Raw genomic sequence first — 18161 nt, forward strand, 5'->3', positions numbered from 1 at the left:
GTGTTTAGGACTTGCAAAGCGTGAGAAATCCTTAAAATTCAGTTCGCTTTATTTATTTAAACTTCCAATATGAAAAAAATAATTGTTTTAATAGCACTTACATTGGGCTTTTTTCTTCAAAGTAATGCCCAAATATTAAATGATGCCAACACCCGCCAATTAATTTCTCAAGGTTTGGATAAAATGTATTCGTATGATTTTAAAGAATCGGCAGAGATTTTTAGTAAAATAAAAGTTAGGCATCCACAACATCCTGTGTTTTATACTTTGATGGCTATCCAAACGGAATTACAATATTTTCCGTTGAAAGATTTCCCTAGTCAGCAAAAAACATACTTGGCTTATCTCAATCAAAGTAGAGCTTTGGCGGAAGCTATGTTAGATAAAAACGAAGAAGACATCGAAGCCAATTTCTTTGAACTAGCAACTTTAGGATACTTAGCCGCTTATGATGCCGATAACCAAGAATTCATGAAAGCCGTTGGTGTTGCCAAAAAAGCCTATTCACATTTAAAGAAAGGCTTAGAGCTAACGGAAAAACAACCTGAGTTTTTGTATTCGTCGGGTATTTATAATTATTATAGAATTGAATATCCAGAAACGCATCCAGTAATCAAATCAGTGATTTGGATGTTTGCCGATGGCAACAAAAAACTAGGTTTACAGCAATTAGATTTAGCAACTAGAAAAACCATTTTTGTAAAAACAGAAGCGTCTTTTTATGCAGGCTATGTCTATATGAAATATGAAGCAAATCCTGCAAAAGCATTACAATACAATACTTTATTGACAGAAAAATATCCTGATAATTTACTTTTTCAAATGCAAAGAATGGATTTCTTAACTGCCTTAGCGAAATATGATGATGCTGATGAAATTGCGAATAAAATTTTAAAGCAAAAAGGAGTGATGTTTCAGTGTGCGGGGACAATTTTTAAAGGTTTGATTGCCGAGAAAGATAAAAAGGATGATAAACTAGCGGAAGCATACTTATTAAAAGGAGTAAAAATGCCTTTCGACGAACGCTTCACCAAAGATTATCACGGATTAGCTTATATGGCTTTGGCACGCATCGCAAAACGTGCGGGACAACACAGTAAAATGAAAGAATACGCTAAAAAAGCATCCAAATTAGCTGAATACAAGGCAACGATTGCAGAAGCAAAAGCGATTTTGGATTGATTTTTTTTAGGACTTGAAGACTAAAAGACACTAGATGAAAGACACAAGACTTTTGATTTATTTTCCAAACAAAAACGGTAACCGCAAGGGTTACCGCTACCAATAACTTTTTGAATTTTTTATTTCAAAAATCTTGTCTCTTGTGTCTTTTAGTCTTATGTCTTCAAGTCCTAAAGTCTCAAAACCTAACGCATCTCCTGCAAAAGTTTATTAGCAAAGATAAATTCATTCAATTCTGGCACAGTAGAAGTACGAATGTTCTTACTTGTTCCCTCCCAAAGCTTTTCGCCTTTGTAGAGAAACATAATTTTCTCACCAATACCAATAACCGAGTTCATATCATGGGTAATCACGATAGTCGTAATATTAAACTCATCCGTAATTTCCTTAATCAAATCATCAATTTTAACAGAAGTCAAAGGATCTAGCCCAGAGTTAGGTTCATCACAGAATAAGTATTTCGGATTCATCACAATTGCTCTTGCAATACCCACTCTTTTTTTCATCCCTCCCGAAACCTCCGAAGGCATCCTTGCACCAGCATTTTCTAACTCCACACGTTTCAAACAAAACTGAGCTCTATCAATTTTTTCCTCCTCAGTCATGTCAGTAAGCATATCTAGCGGAAACTTTACATTATCTAATACCGTCTTAGAGTCAAATAATGCACCGCCTTGGAACAAAACACCCATCTCACGACGAATCGTTTTTCTTACTTCCTCATCAGAATTATGAAAATCTCGTCCATCATACAAAATTTGTCCATGTTCAGGCTTAATAATGCCAATCATACATTTTAGTAGCACACTTTTGCCTGTTCCACTTCCTCCAATGATTAATGAAGTATCCCCAGGTTTAAACTCACCACTGATTCCCAGTAAAATATCTCGTCCATTGAAGGACTTTTTAATGTCTTTTATCTCAATCATAGATTCAAATCTTTCCCGAATTTACAAAATTCATTGCTATACACTATATATTTTCCATATCTCTTCAATAAATCTCTGCCCAAGGAGATGAACAACACTTTATAAAGTAAAATTCCCCTCTAATATCATACCAACACCACCCAAAGAGAATCAATCAAAGATTACAAAGCACAAAGAGCATCCTGCAAAGCCCGCAAATGAAGAAGCAATAGCGGGAAATATTTTTGTGAAGCCCGCTAATAATGGAGCAAAGGCGGGAAATAACTTTGTGAAGCCCGCTAATGATGAAGCAAAGGCGGGAAATAACTTTGCGAAGCCCGCTAATGATGGAGCAAAGGCGGGAAATAACTTTGTGAAGCCCGCTAATGATTGAGCAAAGGCGGGAAGTAACTCTGTGAAGCCCGCTAATGAAGAAGCAATAGCGGGAAATAACTTTGTGAAGCCCGCTAATGATGGAGCAAAGGCGGGAAATAACTTTGTGAAGCCCGCTAATGATGAAGCAAAGGCGGGAAATAACTTTGCGAAGCCCGCTAATGATGGAGCAAGAGTAGGAAGTAACTCTGTTAAGCCCGCTAATGATAAAGCAAGAGTGGGAGATAACTTTGTGAAGCCTGCTAATAATGAAGCAAAGGCGGGAAGTAACTTTGTGAAGCCCGCTAATGAAGAAGCAAAGGCGGGAAATAACTTTGTGAAGTCCGCTAATGATGGAGCAGAGGCGGGAAATAACTTTGTGAAGCACACTAATGATGAAGCAAATGTGGGAAATAACTTTGTGAAGCCCGCTAATAATTTTGTAAGTATGGGAAGTAATCTTGTAAAGCCCACAAATATTTTTGAAAGTATGGGAAATAATTTTGTGAAGCACTCAAATAATGTTGAAAGTGAGGGAATGAATCTTGTAAAGCACTCAAATTAAGCTCGAAAAGCATCAATGGCTATTGTAACTTTATCATAAGATAAAAATTAAGATACCGTTTAATAAGTTTTTGAAAATGAATTGATTGATGATTTGGGGAATGTATAGGAAAATGGTAGTTTGTGGAGGGATTTGGATAGGAGGTGCCTTGGCAAATAATAATACTATTTAATGATAGAAAATTACGACAAAGCTTGAGCACATTTACAAGCTATTTACAGTTATTTTAAGAACCATACAATGCGAAAGGATATTCAGAAAGAACACTACTATTTTGAACAAAGAAATTCGGACAAAATTTACGTGAGTAAAACTTTCCCTTTTTTTTATTTCAATTTTGGAAACGAAAAAAGATATGTAAAGAAAGTTTTTGAAAAGGAAAATATTTCTGAATTTTTTGAAGTAAAAGGAGAAATCCTATTAAGGGACTTGATGGTTGGAAAATATCAAGTTAGTGCTACTGTTTACACCAAAGACGGCAATAGCCTAATGGAATTTATTTTACAGAGGTTTACCAAAGATGAAAATAACAAATTAAGACCTATAAAAGATACCAGTTTTTCATTTACACAAGACGAATTCACTGATTTACTTAAATTTTTAAGTGACTTAAAGTTTTTAGACTTCTCAAATAAAGATAGATTTGTTGTTGATGGTAATTCTATACCAAATAATAGAATTTTATTGAACTTAACCAAACCTGACCCGAATAAAGTTTTTGTTGATAAGAATCTTGGAGACCTAGTAACGAAGCTTACTGCTTTAAAAGAGAATGAAAGAGAGCAATTACTTAAGACATTAAAGAACGGAGTGTTTTCCAAATCTGACCTTGACATATTAACAGGGAGAAGAGATGGACTTGAAGAATTTAAGCTTAAATTAAATAACTCTTCCCAGATTGATGAACCCGAATGGCAATCATTCTTCAAAAATAACTCTTGGATATTTGGTTATGGACTAGATTATAAATTTTTAAATATTTTACAGAAAGAGGCTTCTGTTTCAAGTGTTGATTTAGATGGTAAAAACGAAGTTAAAGCTGACTTCTTGTTAGCGGATAATAATTTTACAGTGATAGTTGAATTAAAACGTCCTGACACTCCACTTTTTGAAAAAGACAAGAATCGTTCAGAATCTTGGAAGCTTTCAAGAGACTTGACCTATGCAATTTCCCAAATTCTTTCTCAAAAAGCTGAGTGGGAATTTCATTCTCAAAATAAGAATTTTGATGAATTGGGAAATGCTATTATTCAAACAACAATTGACCCAAAAACGATTTTGATTATAGGTGATACAAAACAATTTAAAGGAAATACAAAGACAGACTTGATAAAAAGGAAGACTTTTGAACTTTATCGAAGAAATTCAAGGAATATAGAAATTATTACTTACGATGAATTGCTTGATCGAGCAAAGTTCATTGTAAATGATAACAATGATGAAGAAAATTACAGTTCAAAAGATGATGAAGAGTTACCATTTTGAACTTTGCCCTCAAGTTAAAGTGTAAAGCAAAGCCAGTAATATTTGTATTTTATACTAAATTATGAATTTCCTGAGTAATTAATTGATTATCAAAACCCTAGATTAAACAATTCAAATTTATGATTAATATACAATACAGTAATAAAGGAACGCCTTATGTAATGGCATCTGAATTATATAATATATTGGGAATTGAGATGCCATTGGGAGAGTGGTTCCCAAGCATTCTTGAATATGGATTTGTGGAAAATGAAGAATATAGTTTACTGAAAATAGAAATTACGTTACCTAATGGAATTCCTACTTTTCAAGATGATTGGGCTGTAAGGTTGGACATGGCAAAACATATAGCTATGATTCAAAAAACAGAGACAGGAAAGCAAATAAGACAATATCTGATAGACCTTGACAAACAAATTACTAACGGAGCATATTTGAGTCATGTTCAAATGTCTGCATTGTTCGATTTATGTGAAATACTTGGTTATTTTACGGTTCAAGAAACGGCAGAACAACAACATTTTAATTATTTTATTCAAGAAAACGATAAAAAGAATTGGTGGAAGTATAGAGCCGATGTACTTGGTTTCTCTAAAGAAGATTTGGAAATAGTTCTTACAGAATTAGGAAAGAAATATAAAAATCAGAGACAAGCATTATATCACTATGATAGATATGAATTAATTAAGGTAGCAGTAGTTGACTTACTAATGGCTATGGGAAGAACAAAGGAATATGCCACTAATGTTTCAAAATTTGCTAAAGGCATAGCTGAAAGAGTTAAGCCTTCAATTTATGATGATAGTAAAATGTCAATAGACTTTAAAAGTAACAAGCAAAAAGAAATAATTAATAATTTAAAGACTGGTAAAAGTGGTTTATTACAAAGTTTTTAAGGCTTCTGCCGCTACTCGTGTCTAACGAGCAACAAGCGAGAGACTCAACTTTAGCAAATAGTTAAATACATCAATCAGGAATACAAAAAAATGACGGAAGAAATAAAAAAAGAACTTTTAAGGCTTGGGGTTTTGCTTCTACCAATAGTGATTGGGAAGTAAATTAGAAAGTTTTGTTGACATTGAGGATTGGGTTGATAGATTAACATCAAGAATTGTCTTGAAATTTGATGAAGATACCGAACAACTAAATGATTTTATTATTGACTATTTGTTGATGATTTGAATAGCTTTTACAAATTTTGTAAGCTCTCTAAATCCCGAAGGGATGTCAGGATTATAGCAATGATTGAAATGTTGTTTACAGAACCCTGAAAGGGTGACACATTTGATGTGAATAAAGGTTATAAAGACCTATTGTATCACCCCTTCGGGGTTTTAATCTTTTACAATTTCCTTGGCTATAATCCTAACATCCCTTCGGGATTGACTTTATTAGATTCCTCGTTAGTTCAAGTGTTAAGCAAATCACTTGGATTTAGATAAAATAAAATTCTTTTGAAACTGAATTTTAAAAAGTCGGAGATGCCTAATTCAAGCCATAGGCTTGAGCTAGAAGGGATTACTTAAAATACACTAAAAAAAACTTTATAACTATGTCCTGCAACAGAAATTTACGCTACTTTTTAAGCCTATTTATGATAATTAGTCAAGTAGCAAAAGCACAAGAACATTTAGAGCCTGTAAATGGCTATTTAACTTCTTATAATTTTCAAAACGAGTCTTATTCTCTGAAACGAGTACATTTATTGGATGGATATGATGATCATCCTTTAGCAAGGGTATTTGTTTTAGCTTCATTTTCCCCAGAAAAAGTAATAAGTGTTGATAAGGTAAAAGATACTTACGTGATTTCGTCAAGAACCTTTACTAGACAATTAGAAACTATTAAGCAAAACAAAAATGCTAAAGTAGAAAGAATTGAATCTAAAAAAGAGATTGATAAGAAGTTAGCGATACTTTTAGGAGAAATCTTCTTTAGAGTAATCAACGAGACTAAATATCCTAAAGTCGAATATCGAATAATAAATGGCGAGGAAGCAATGCTTGTAGGAAGACATGGTTTTGATGGAGAAACATATATTTTTTCAACTTTCCAAAATGGGTTTGGAACAAGGGCAGGACAAATTTGGTCGCCAGATAGTGGTACAGCTATGGCTGAACTTGTAGCTTTCTCAGTAGAGATGGAACAGGTAGCAACAGGAGCAAAAAGCGAATCAGAGCTTCTTAAAATAGCAGAAAAGTATTATTCAAAAGTGAAAAAGTAAAGCTTTGCCGTTGCTCGTCTCGCACGAGCAACAAGCTAGAATTTATTAAATACACGGCTTGGAAAGCCGTGCTACTATTTTATTTCTTTTACTTCACTCAGTACCGAAACACCATTTTCATTAAATGCTTCGATAGCACAGAAATATTTTTGTCCAACCGTCAAAGCTCTTAATTCTAAACTATTAGGAGCATCAGACCAAACCTGATACGTTTGGTATAATTTATCTGGAGCAATTCCCCACAAAATATTATAGCCAATATCATTAGAAGATTTATCCCAAGTAATATCCGCATTGCGAGTATCCGCTTGACGTTTTACACTTAATTGCTTCGGCGTTTGTGGAGCTTTGCCCGTTCCATTTCCAAAAATACGAATATCACTTACTGCCAAATTTGGCATTGGTACATGAATGTTTTCGTACTTGATATAGCGAGCTTTTACTGCTTGAGGCAATTCTACATAAGCATTGGGACGGTCACGTTTGGGTTCATGGGTATTATCATAAATCAATTGCCAATTTTTATTATCATTTGAAGCATAAAATTTGAATTGAGCATAAACACGTTCTTCGTTACTATCAAAAATATCAGATTTATAATCGGTAAAATTTACTTGTAAAGCTTTTACTTCTTGTACACTTTGTAAATCAACCGTGAGCCATTCGCCTGCTTTGTTGGTATTGGCAACCCAGAAAGAACGAGGGTTTTCATCGGTGACTTTATTTGCCACTAAAGTATCTCGTACAGAGGAAGCCATGCAAGGTTTTTTATAAGAAAGTAACATCCAACCTGTAAATAATTCGTCTTTCTGTGTCCATTTTTTAGTAGGCAAGAAATGTGGAAAATCCCCAAAACGAGTATTGGCGAACATCTGATTGTCGGTATCAAAGCCCGTCGGGAACATCGCTACTCTTCTTTCAAAATTCCAGTTGACGGCAATCCACGGCGTACCAGTATTCCAATAATTCCCATAATTATCTTGGAAAGTATTGCCATGACCAGCCCCCGTCAGGAATCCACCCGGTTTATAAGAAATCGGATTATAAGGAGCATAAGTAAATGGACCAAGGGGATTATCGCCAATATAAGTACCGTTGGCATAAACATTATATTCTGTACCCGGAGCGCCATATTGTAGGAAATACTTGCCATTATGTTTGGTCATCCAAGCACCTTCGGTAAAAGGTTTGATAGTATCTCGGTGGTCACGACCGAAACGTTCCCAACCATGATTTTTAGGGTCGAGGTAAATTAAACCTTTGTAAGTAGAAGCATAAGTAAGGTTTCGTTTTTTATCTAATTCCGCTCCAAAAATGGGATACACATTAGATGAACCCCAATACATATACCATTTATCTAATTCTTCATCATAAAACAAAGCAGGATCCCAAGGACCAATGTACTGAGGCAAACGAGGCAACCAACGGTTATAGAATTGTAATTTACCTTTTTCGGGTTCGGTGCTGAATAAAATCGGACGTTGTTCAAAAGTAGATTGAAACAAGTACAAAGTATCTCGAACCGACAGAGCCGCTGGGGCACACATATCTTCCATCGGCCACATACTTGGCTTGATATAATCCCAATTAATCAAATCCTTTGAATGCCAATAACCACCAGAAATAGTGACAAAAAGGTAATATTCATTTTTGTGATTGATAATGACAGGATCTGCACCCGAACGGTAGGAAATCTTTTCATTCAACTGCTCAAAATTGTAACGATAACCAATATCGACGGGATTGCAATATGTTTTTTGATTAGGATTTTGGGCAAGAATTGAAAAGTAAAACGTACAAGAAACCAGTATAAGTAAAATCTTTTTCATATATGTTTTTGATTGAATTTGGATAGAAGTTAAAGAAGAGTAAGAATGAATTTATCCTTATTTGTTCTGTGTGATTTTATCTGTAAAAGAAAAGGTGAACTACCATTTAGTAATTCACCTTTCTATTAAATCTCCTCTAAAAACTCTTCGATACAAACATACACATAGCTTAAATCTTCTTCGCTGATGCAGTAAGGCGTTAGTAAGTAAATTACATTTCCAAGCGGTCGCATCAAAATTCCCTTTTCCAGAAAGAAATTGTAGGCAATGTCTCGCATATTGCTAAAGTATGAAGTGCCTTCTGATACTTTAATTTCAATCGCCAAAATCGTTCCTTTTAAACGGATGTCTGCTATTTTATGCTGTAATGATATAGCTATTTTCTGACTAAAACTGCTGTGCAAAGTGTTGATTTGTTGGATTTTTGCTTGCGTTTCATTGCTCAATAACAAATCTAAACTTGCCAAACCAGCAGTACAAGCCAATGGGTTGGCAGTAAATGAATGACTATGAAAAAGCGTTTTTCGTCTATCATCCGAAAGAAAGGCGTCATAAATCGCTTGCGTACAGGAAGTAACGCCCAAAGCCATTGCGCCACCCGTTAATCCTTTTGAAAGACAAAAAATATCTGGTTTTACCGTCAAGTAATCGGTCGCAAACATTTTTCCTGTACGATAAAAGCCTGTCATGATTTCGTCAGCAATGGTCAAGATTCCATTTTCTTTCGCTATCGTTAATAATTTTTCCAGAATTTCAGGTTCGTACATTACCATTCCACCCGCACCTTGAATCAAAGGTTCAAAGATAAAAGCAGCAATTTCATCCGCCTGAGTCATCAGTGATTTCATGGCTTCCAACACTTCTGTTTCTTGACCTTTCAATGGAATTGGTAAGTAAATTACTTCAAAAAGGAAAGGGTCGAAAGGAGCAGTAAAAGCACTTTTTGCCCCCACTGCCATCGTTCCGAAAGTATCGCCATGATAACCATTTTCAAGGGCAATGATTTTGGTTTTCTTAGTAATTCCTTGATTATGGAAATACTGAAAAGCCATTTTCATCGCTACTTCCACCGAAGTAGAACCATTATCAGAATAAAAAATTCTTTGTTGATTATTTGGTAAAAGTTCTAACAATCGTTCAGCTAAACGTACCGCAGGTTCATGCGTAAATCCTGCAAAAATTACTTGCTCTAATTTCAGAAATTGTTCGGCTACTTTTTGGGCAATGTAGGGATGAGAATGTCCATGTAAATTCACCCACCAAGAAGCAATAGCATCAATGTACTTTTTACCATTTTCATCAAAAAGATAAACGCCTTCGCCACGCACAATCGGAATAGAAAAAGGAGCAGTTTGATGCTGGGTAAAAGGATGCCAAAGTACTTTAGCATCTCGCTCACTCAAATTACTGATAACGGGATTTTGTATGTTTTCAACTGGATATTCCAGATGTTCATCAATGACAAAGTGTTTTTCTGAAGTGTTCTGCATATTTTTTTACGGTTTCTTGAGCAATGTTTGATTCTTGAGCTACTTTTCCTAGCAATTTTACTTGCGTGTAATTCAAGATATATTCCTCAGAAGATGGATTACTTTCACCATTAAAAATAATTCCTTTGATGTCGATATTGTTACTTTTTAGTATTGCTATTGAAAGCAAAGTATGATTGATGCTTCCTAAATAATTTTTTGAAACTAAAATAACTGGAAGTGCTAATTGCTTAATCAAATCAAGATTGGTTGATTTTTCATTTAAAGGAACCATCAAACCGCCTGCTAATTCTACAATTAAGTTGTTGTTTGTAACTGGTAATTCAAATTTAGATAATTCAATTTCAACGCCATCTATCGCCGCCGCTGCGTGTGGAGAAAGGGGTTCGTTTAAACGATATGCTTCTGGATGAAAAGCCGTTTTTGAATTAGTAATTAAATGTTGGACTGTATTGGTATCGGTGAAATCTAAAGCACCAGATTGAATGGGTTTCCAATAATCGGCTTCGAGACTTTCGGTTAAAATACTTGAAATAAAAGTTTTGCCGATTTCGGTTCCGATTCCTGCTATGATATATTGTTGTTTCATGAAATAAATACTTCAATTTATAATTTGTTCAATACTTCGAAAATCTGTAAAATTTCTGCTTCTGTATTAAAATCATGCAGACAGATTCTTAAACGTTCTTTGCCTTTTGGCACAGTTGGCGAAACGATTGGACGAATGTCCAAGCCTTTTGCTTGTAAAGTCCTCGCCACGGCTCTACAGTTTTCGTTTCCAGGAATAAGAATACATTGAATAGCAGAAGTACTTTCGATTAAATCAATCGCTGGATTTAAGCTTGCTTGTTTTTGAAAGAATTGAATTAGATGATGTAAATTTTGATTAGAAAAACTACTGGATTGCATCAAATCGTAAGCGCATTTTACACTGATATGACTATGAATTGGTGCGGCAGTGGTATAAATAAAAGCCCTAGCAAAATTGATGAGATAATCTCTCAAAGAATTACTTCCTAAAATAATTGCTCCGTGACAGCCCAAGGCTTTGCCAAAAGTAATTACTCTGGCAAAAACTTTATCTTCCAAATTCAATTCATTGACTAAGCCTTCGCCATGTTTCCCGAAAACCCCTGTAGCATGTGCTTCATCGACAATCAAATTGGCACTAAATTGAGAGCAAAGGTTACAGATTTCTACAAGAGGAGCGAGGTCGCCATCCATCGAATAAACCGATTCAATGGCTACAAATACTTGAATGCTTTTTAAAGAAGGATTACTTGATTTATCTTCTTCAATTTTCGTCAACTTTTTAGCTAAATCTTCAACATCATTATGTTTGAATTTATAACGAGTGGCGTAGCTCAATCTTGCGCCGTCAATCATGCTGGCGTGAATCAGCTCGTCGGTAATCAATACATCATTTTTTTGTGGAATCGACGAGAGTAAGCCAACATTAGCATCATAACCTGAATTGAAAATTAATCCTGCTGCTGCTTTGTGGAAATGGGCAATTTGATTTTCTAAATTTTCAACAAATGCAGTATTTCCCGCCAATAACCTTGAACCAGTAGCACCAGTTGGAAAATTTCCATCCATCGTTTGTTGATGAATGGCAGTTTTGAGTTTTTCAGATTGGGCAAAACCCAGATAATCATTCGAACAAAAATCAATTAAATTTTCTGTAGTACGAAGTGAGCGAAAAAGAGATTGGGCTTTTCTTTCTTCAAGAATGCTTTCAATACGTGTTGCTAAAGTATTCACTAAGCGATTTGTTTGTTTCTGCAAAGATAGTTACAAAAGCTTTAAGCCTTCATTCTTTTGAGGTTTGATATAATTTTGAAATTTTTTTAAGAATTTTTAAGAAAACACTTGACATCATACCACTTTTTTATCTAACTTCGCAGTTAATAGGTGTAGAACTATTTACTAAGATTGCCCAGATGGTTTCCGTCTGGGCAACTTTTTTGTCTAAGGTTTCGAAAAAATAAAGTATAACCACAAAAAAAGCCATGATAATTGAATTTATCATGGCTTTTTGATTTTTTTACTTGTTTAAGTATTGAAGTAAATCAAGTCAAACTTTCAAGTATTTTAAACGTTTTGAAATTTTTTAAGAAAAAATCTTAAAATTAATTCTTCGCACCTTGCACCGCTCCAGCTTTTTGTTGTTGCTGCATTGGGTTTGGCTGTGGCTGACGTTGTGCCTTGAATACTTGGAAACGACTTGGTTGTTCTGGCTCTCTTGGGAAAATATTATCTTCCGTTTCGATGTCAGCAATTTCCAAGAATGGGTCTAATGTCCATTTCGCAACTTTTTTATCGGTAGGAATTACTTTCTTAATTTCCTTGTCGTTCAAACGCCAGATTTCAGCAGGGTATCTGAATACTTCTTCAGTTCCATCTTCATAATTTGCTTTTACGATTACTGGCATTGGCAAACCTCCTTTGTTTTTAACATTCAATACATAGAAGTTTTTGTTTGAATTCACCAATTTCTTTTCATCATCTGAAAGCGATGCCATTGTTTGTTCAAATTTCTTTTTGTCAGCTTCAGAAGTAGCATAACGGTCGTAAGAATTATAGAAATCTCTCATGTCAGGGTTTTCTTCAACCACCGTTTTAGGAATATCCGTTTTGTTACGAATGTTACTCATTGTTTGGCGTTTTGCTTCTGCATCTTTTTTCGCAGCTTCATTTTTAGCCAAAGGGTCAACGTTATCAATGCCAAACCATTCTACTGTTTCAAGCGTTTGGTTTACTGGTTCAACACCGTAGAACCAACCTTTCCAGAACCAATCTAAGTCAACGCCAGAAGCATCTTCCATGGTACGGAAGAAATCCGCAGGATATGGTTGTTTGAATGCCCAACGACGAGCGTACTCTTTGAAAGCGTGGTCAAATAATTCACGACCCATTACGGTTTCACGCAAAATATTCAAAGCAGTTGCTGGTTTTGCATAAGCATTTGGTCCAAAAGACATGATATTTTCTGAATTTGTCATGATAGGTACTTGTTGCGTTGGGTCAGTTTTCATGTAAGGAACAATGTACTGAGCTTCGCCACGACGAGAAGGGAAATTTCTGTCCCATTCTTGTTCTGCTAAATATTGACAGAAAGTATTCAAACCTTCGTCCATCCAAGACCATTGACGTTCGTCGGAGTTGATAATCATCGGGAAGAAGTTATGACCCACTTCGTGAATAATTACGCCAATCATACCAGCTTTTACTTGTTCAGAATAAGTACCATCAGCTTCTGGGCGACCACCATTGAATGAAATCATTGGATACTCCATACCGCCACCCGAAGTAGAATGACAAGAATAAGCCACTGGATAAGGATATGCTACGGTATGTTTTGAATACGAACGAAGCGTATGCGCCACTACCATCGTAGAGTATTGTCCCCAAAGTGGATTTCCTTCTTTTGGATATAAAGACATCGCCCATACTTTCTTGCCTTCAACATCTACTTGCATGGCATCCCAAATAAATTTACGAGAACTTGCAAAAGCAAAGTCACGAACGTTATCCGCTTTGAAAATCCAAGTTTTCTTGCCTGTTGGTTTACCTTTTTCAGCCTTTTCTGCTTCTTCTTGAGAAACAATTAACACTGGACGAGTAGCAGTTTTTGCTTTTTCCAAACGTTTTAATTGTTCAGCAGAAAGTACTTGTGATGGGTTTTGTAATTCACCTGAAGCACCTACTACGTGGTCATTTGGTACTGTTAAAGCCACTTTATAGTTTCCGAAAGTAAGGGTAAATTCACCTTGACCTAAAAACTGTTTGTGTTGCCAGCCGTAAACGTCGTTGTAAACCGCCATGCGTGGAAACCAGTGAGCAATAAAGTAATTTACATTACCATCTTTAGAAAAGAACTCATAACCCGAACGACCGTAATATTCAGTAATTAAATAATTCCAGTCGATTGAGAATGAAACCGAAGCACCTGATTTTAAAGGAGCTGGTAAATCAATTCTCATCATGGTATGGTTAATTGTATGCTTCAAAGGATTTCCTTTCGCATCTTTCACCGATAAAATATTGTAACCGTACTGTTTGGTATCAGTTAAATCTTTGAATTGCTGAAAAGACGCTTGACCTGAAATGCCGCCAGTTTTAGAAGTAGCACCAATAGCATCTTTCTGAAATAAATTCTGGTCTAATTGTAACCATAAATAAGGCAATTCATCAGGCGATTGGTTGAAATAAGTAATGGTTTCAGTACCTGTAATTTTGCGTTCAACATCATCCAATTCTGCTTTGATGTCATAATCAGCACGCTGTTGCCAATATTCTTTTCCAGGGCTACCCGAAGCAGTACGATAAGTGTTTGGAGTCGGCAAAATTGTTTCTAACTGTTCAAAACGTTTGTTGCCATTGTAAGGATTGGTGGTGGGTGCTTGCTGAGCTATTGCTATTTGTGAACAAGTAGCAACCAACAAACCAGTAATGAGCTTTAAGCTACCTCTCATGTTGATTTTTAGATTGAAGTGAATAGATTTACTGTACGAATTTAATTAAATTTAATGAAACAAATCTCTTTGACGTTAAGTTATCAATCAAAATTAGCTTCAATCACTTTAAAAATTTTGTTTATGGCACACGCAAATGCAGCATTAATCAATGCTCTTCGTAGAACAGCTGAGAAGTTGGCGAAGGGTGCAGCTTATCAGTGGGGACACATGGGCAGTTGTAATTGTGGTAATTTAGCACAAGAGCTTACACAATTGACTAAAGCCGAAATTCATCAGTTTGCTATGCAAGGACGTGGCGACTGGCGTGAACAAGTGGAAGAGTTTTGCCCGACAAGTGGTTTGCCTATGGATTTACTCATCGCTGATTTATTGAATTATGGTTTAACTACGACGGATTTACAAAACTTGGAGCGTCTCTCTGATAAAAAAGTTTTAGCTAGAATTCCTGTTGAAAAGCGTTATGAATTACACCACAACGTTCGCAATGATGTTGTTCTTTATATGAACGAATGGGCTAGATTGCTAGAAGATGAGCTATTGCCACATGTAAAAATAGATTTATCTTTTATGAATAAAGAATCTAAGGAGGTTTTGCTCAATCAAGAAGAAACATTTCAATTAGCTTAATATCAAATTTACAAACATAATAGCTCGGTGAATGCCGAGCTATTATTGTTATAAGTATGTTCAGAAGTTAAATTATAAATCTTTTGCACGATTAGGATAATCGGTAATTAAACCGTCAACTCCAGTCGCTTTTATTTTTTTCATGTCTTCTAAAGTGTTGACCGTCCATGGCACCACTTTTATATTTTTATCATGGCAAAATTGTACTTGTTCTTTGGTGAGTGTTTTGTAATATGGACTGTAAAAGTTGGGTAAAAAGCCTAATTCTTCAAAAGCTTTTTCTGGATTTGTCTTTTCATCTAAGGCAGAAAGGGCAATGTTTTTATATCGATTACTTTCAATTTGTTTGTGCCAGAATTTTAACACATTAAAATCAAAACTTTGTAAAATGACGCTGTTGGCGGGTAAGTATTTAATGATTTCTCGATAAACCAAATCAGAAAACTCTTCAACCGTTTCAGGTTGAGAAATTCCATACTCTTTTTCTTCTGATTTTATTTCGATATTATATTGAACGGCTTTCAAGCCTTTTTCTTTGATATAAGCTTCGCAGGCTTTAATCGTTTCCGATAATAAAGGTTTGTGCGTTGCTACTTTTTCTTGTTCAGGAAATAAGACATTCCCACGTTTTCCAGTATCAAATTGCTTGATTTGGCGGTAAGTCATTTGATACAAATTCAAGCTTGTTTCTTCTGCTTTTGTTACTTCCGTACCGTTGGGTTTGGTAGCGTACAAAGCATTCATATAAGGTTCGTGCGAAACCACCACCTTTTTATCTTTAGAAATACAAACGTCCATTTCTAAAGTAGTAACACCCAAATCCAAAGCTTTTTTGAAAGCTGGAATGGTATTTTCGGGCATTAAACCTCTTGCACCACGATGTCCTTCAAGGTCGAAATCTTGAGCAAACATTTGTGTGTAAGCAAGTACACAACATATCATTAAAGCGTATTTTTTCATCAGTCGTTAAAGGATAAATTATTGATGTTTTAAGAAAACAAAAGTAATTTACTTTAAATCTTGATTATTCAAATGCAAGTTATGATTGTATTAAAACACAATCGAAGAAATTAGTTACGAGCAAAGGAATGATATTTAATCGTTACTCTATAGCCTTTTTTGTCGGGCAATACTTCCGATTTGTCTAAAACAACTTGATGATTGCCTGCATCAATAAAATTGGCTGCTCTTTCTATTGCTTTGATTAAATCGTAAGAAGTGAAAAGTTTAGTTTTAGTTTTCATGACCTTGGAATCTTTTCTTTTGCAAGAAGTTTATGGATTGATTAAAATAATTACTGTTAAAATCTTTTATTATTCTACGAAATCTAAATATCCCTTCAATTCCTTTTCGCTAAGATTTCTTCTGAAAACTTGTCAAATAAACATTTTACGATTAAAAAAAGTATTCGTTTTGAATATTTGACTAAATTTTATATTTTTACAAAACATATTCGTTTTGATTTGATGAATAAATTTACTCAAAATGAAAATTAAAAACCAAATTTATGGATACTTTTTTTAGTCAAAATCTACAATTTTTACGCAAAAGCCTTGAAGGTAAGGTTTCACAGGAGAAAATGGCTGATGAATTAATGATTAAAAAGTCAACTTTGGGTTCTTATGAAAGCGGAAGAGCTGAACCTCGCTACACCGATTTAGTTAAATTGTCGGAATATTTTAATGTAAGTACTGATGAACTACTAAAGACAGACCTTTCAGTAAAAAGACCTGAACCCAAACAAGAAGAACGCCTAAGAATTTTAACTACTACGGTTAGCGTTGATAATGAAGACAATATAGAATATGTGCCTATCAAAGCCGTGGCTGGTTATGTAAATGGTTATGGCGATTTGGAGTACATCAGTAATTTGCCAGTTTTTAATGTGCCTTTTTTAGCGAAAGATAAAAAGTATAGAGTTTTTCCGATTCAAGGAGATTCTATGTTGCCTTTAAGAGAAGGTTCGTTGGTTTTTGCAGAATATGTAGAAAATTGGAAAGCCGTGAAAGATGGAACGGTTTGCGTGGTAGTTACTAGAAGTGAAGGAATTGTCCTTAAAAAAGTATTTAATTATTTAGCTGAGATGAATGTATTGGTGCTGAAATCAACCAATGAACATTATGCACCTTATCCAGTTTTAGGAGATGATATTCAAGAACTCTGGAAATTTGTTGGATATTATTCTTCAAAATATCCTTTATAAAATAAATAAAAGAGCGATTAATCTAAGCAGACTTCAAGGAGTCTGCTTTTTTTTATTAAAAAAACACTTAGTCAGTGAACTTATCTTTCGATTGAAATGTATTTACATTAAATGTATATACATTAATATTTAAAAATGAAAAATATTATGAACCTAATTGAGACTTTAAACTGGCGTTATGCTACTAAAAGAATGACTGGCGAAGTTGTTCCACAAGATAAAATCAACAATATCCTAGAAGCCATTCGTTTGTCGGCTTCATCATTAGGATTACAACCTTTCAGTGTGATAGTGATTGATAATCCAGCATTGAAAAGTAAAATTCAACCAGTAGCTTACAATCAACCTCAGATTGTAGAATCTTCACATTTATTGATTTTTGCGGCTTGGGAAAATGTTACCCAAGAAAAAATTGATGCTTATTTGAATCAAATTGCGGAAGAAAGAGGAGTGAGTCTTGAATCTTTAGCAGGTTTTAGAGGAAGCCTTGAAGGTTTATTAAAACGTAGCCAAGAAGATAATTATAACTGGGCGGCTCGTCAGGCTTATATTGCCTTAGGAACTGGTTTGATTGCCGCAGCAAACGAAGGTGTTGATGCTACACCGATGGAAGGTTTCAATCCAGCGGGAGTAGATGAATTATTAGGCTTAAAAGAAAAGGGCTTGAGAAGTGTTTCTTTCCTAACATTGGGCTACCGTGATGCTGAAAAAGACCATTTGGCATCAGCGAAGAAAGTAAGAAGAAGTGCCGAAGACTTTTATATTAATTTATAATTTTGTTGAAATCGCATTGTC

At 34.9% G+C, this 18161-nt stretch carries 17 protein-coding genes; 9 read left to right on the forward strand and 8 right to left on the reverse strand.

Translation table 11 applies throughout. From position 1 onward, the window contains the following. Window positions 1–69: 69 nt before the first annotated feature. On the forward strand, window positions 70–1182 hold the full coding sequence (locus tag VB798_RS00630) for a hypothetical protein (RefSeq protein ID WP_323254879.1): 1113 nt from the start codon (window positions 70–72) through the stop codon (window positions 1180–1182). A 185-nt stretch (window positions 1183–1367) separates the two neighbouring features. On the opposite strand, the gene VB798_RS00635 is transcribed toward VB798_RS00630, so the two are convergent. Beyond that, a complete protein-coding gene (locus VB798_RS00635; RefSeq protein ID WP_323254881.1) occupies window positions 1368–2111 on the reverse strand; it encodes an ABC transporter ATP-binding protein in 744 nt (247 codons plus the stop codon). 226 nt (window positions 2112–2337) lie between these two features. On the opposite strand from VB798_RS00635, the gene VB798_RS00640 reads away from it, so the two are divergent. From VB798_RS00640 to VB798_RS00660, 5 genes are all read left to right on the forward strand, one after another. After that, on the forward strand, window positions 2338–2484 hold the full coding sequence (locus VB798_RS00640) for a hypothetical protein (protein WP_323254883.1): 147 nt from the start codon (window positions 2338–2340) through the stop codon (window positions 2482–2484). Window positions 2485–2505: 21 nt separating this feature from the next. After that, the gene (locus VB798_RS00645) at window positions 2506–3027 is read left to right on the forward strand and encodes a hypothetical protein (protein WP_323254885.1); all 522 of its coding nucleotides are present in this window, start codon (window positions 2506–2508) and stop codon (window positions 3025–3027) included. Between the two features lie 240 nt (window positions 3028–3267). Beyond that, window positions 3268–4512 (forward strand): Shedu immune nuclease family protein, encoded by a 1245-nt coding sequence (locus VB798_RS00650; RefSeq protein ID WP_323254887.1) that lies wholly within the window; start codon window positions 3268–3270, stop codon window positions 4510–4512. 119 nt (window positions 4513–4631) lie between these two features. After that, the gene (locus tag VB798_RS00655; protein ID WP_323254889.1) at window positions 4632–5408 is read left to right on the forward strand and encodes an antA/AntB antirepressor family protein; all 777 of its coding nucleotides are present in this window, start codon (window positions 4632–4634) and stop codon (window positions 5406–5408) included. A gap of 698 nt (window positions 5409–6106) precedes the next feature. Beyond that, a complete protein-coding gene (locus VB798_RS00660; protein ID WP_323254891.1) occupies window positions 6107–6736 on the forward strand; it encodes a hypothetical protein in 630 nt (209 codons plus the stop codon). Between the two features lie 74 nt (window positions 6737–6810). On the opposite strand, the gene VB798_RS00665 is transcribed toward VB798_RS00660, so the two are convergent. The 5 genes from VB798_RS00665 to VB798_RS00685 form a co-directional block, all read right to left on the reverse strand. After that, window positions 6811–8565, reverse strand: coding sequence for a family 43 glycosylhydrolase (locus VB798_RS00665; protein WP_323254893.1), 1755 nt, complete (start codon window positions 8563–8565; stop codon window positions 6811–6813). Window positions 8566–8690: 125 nt separating this feature from the next. Continuing rightward, on the reverse strand, window positions 8691–10055 hold the full coding sequence (bioA, locus tag VB798_RS00670) for an adenosylmethionine--8-amino-7-oxononanoate transaminase (protein WP_323254896.1): 1365 nt from the start codon (window positions 10053–10055) through the stop codon (window positions 8691–8693). Next, a complete protein-coding gene (gene bioD / locus VB798_RS00675) occupies window positions 10021–10644 on the reverse strand; it encodes a dethiobiotin synthase (protein WP_323254898.1) in 624 nt (207 codons plus the stop codon). The genes bioA and bioD overlap by 35 nt, the downstream gene beginning before the upstream one ends. Before the next feature lie 17 nt (window positions 10645–10661). Then, window positions 10662–11843: an aminotransferase class I/II-fold pyridoxal phosphate-dependent enzyme gene (locus tag VB798_RS00680; RefSeq protein ID WP_323254900.1), complete on the reverse strand. Its 1182-nt coding sequence runs from the start codon at window positions 11841–11843 to the stop codon at window positions 10662–10664. 344 nt (window positions 11844–12187) lie between these two features. Then, on the reverse strand, window positions 12188–14533 hold the full coding sequence (locus VB798_RS00685; protein WP_323254902.1) for a M1 family metallopeptidase: 2346 nt from the start codon (window positions 14531–14533) through the stop codon (window positions 12188–12190). Between the two features lie 123 nt (window positions 14534–14656). Between VB798_RS00685 and VB798_RS00690 the strand changes: the two genes are divergently transcribed. Continuing rightward, window positions 14657–15163, forward strand: a complete 507-nt coding sequence (locus VB798_RS00690; RefSeq protein WP_323254904.1) for a hypothetical protein — start codon at window positions 14657–14659, stop codon at window positions 15161–15163. Window positions 15164–15235: 72 nt separating this feature from the next. Here VB798_RS00690 and VB798_RS00695 read toward each other — a convergent pair whose 3' ends face one another. Both VB798_RS00695 and VB798_RS00700 read right to left on the reverse strand, forming a co-directional pair. Further along, on the reverse strand, window positions 15236–16123 hold the full coding sequence (locus tag VB798_RS00695; RefSeq protein ID WP_323254906.1) for a glycerophosphodiester phosphodiesterase family protein: 888 nt from the start codon (window positions 16121–16123) through the stop codon (window positions 15236–15238). Between the two features lie 110 nt (window positions 16124–16233). Continuing rightward, window positions 16234–16407 (reverse strand): hypothetical protein, encoded by a 174-nt coding sequence (locus tag VB798_RS00700; RefSeq protein WP_184132796.1) that lies wholly within the window; start codon window positions 16405–16407, stop codon window positions 16234–16236. A gap of 263 nt (window positions 16408–16670) precedes the next feature. Between VB798_RS00700 and VB798_RS00705 the strand changes: the two genes are divergently transcribed. Beyond that, window positions 16671–17366: an XRE family transcriptional regulator gene (locus VB798_RS00705; RefSeq protein ID WP_323254909.1), complete on the forward strand. Its 696-nt coding sequence runs from the start codon at window positions 16671–16673 to the stop codon at window positions 17364–17366. Between the two features lie 135 nt (window positions 17367–17501). Beyond that, the gene (locus tag VB798_RS00710) at window positions 17502–18140 is read left to right on the forward strand and encodes a nitroreductase family protein (RefSeq protein ID WP_323254911.1); all 639 of its coding nucleotides are present in this window, start codon (window positions 17502–17504) and stop codon (window positions 18138–18140) included. Window positions 18141–18161 lie beyond the last annotated feature (21 nt).

Source organism: Arcicella lustrica, from assembly GCF_034930985.1.
Taxonomy (GTDB): Bacteria; Bacteroidota; Bacteroidia; order Cytophagales; family Spirosomataceae; genus Arcicella; species Arcicella lustrica.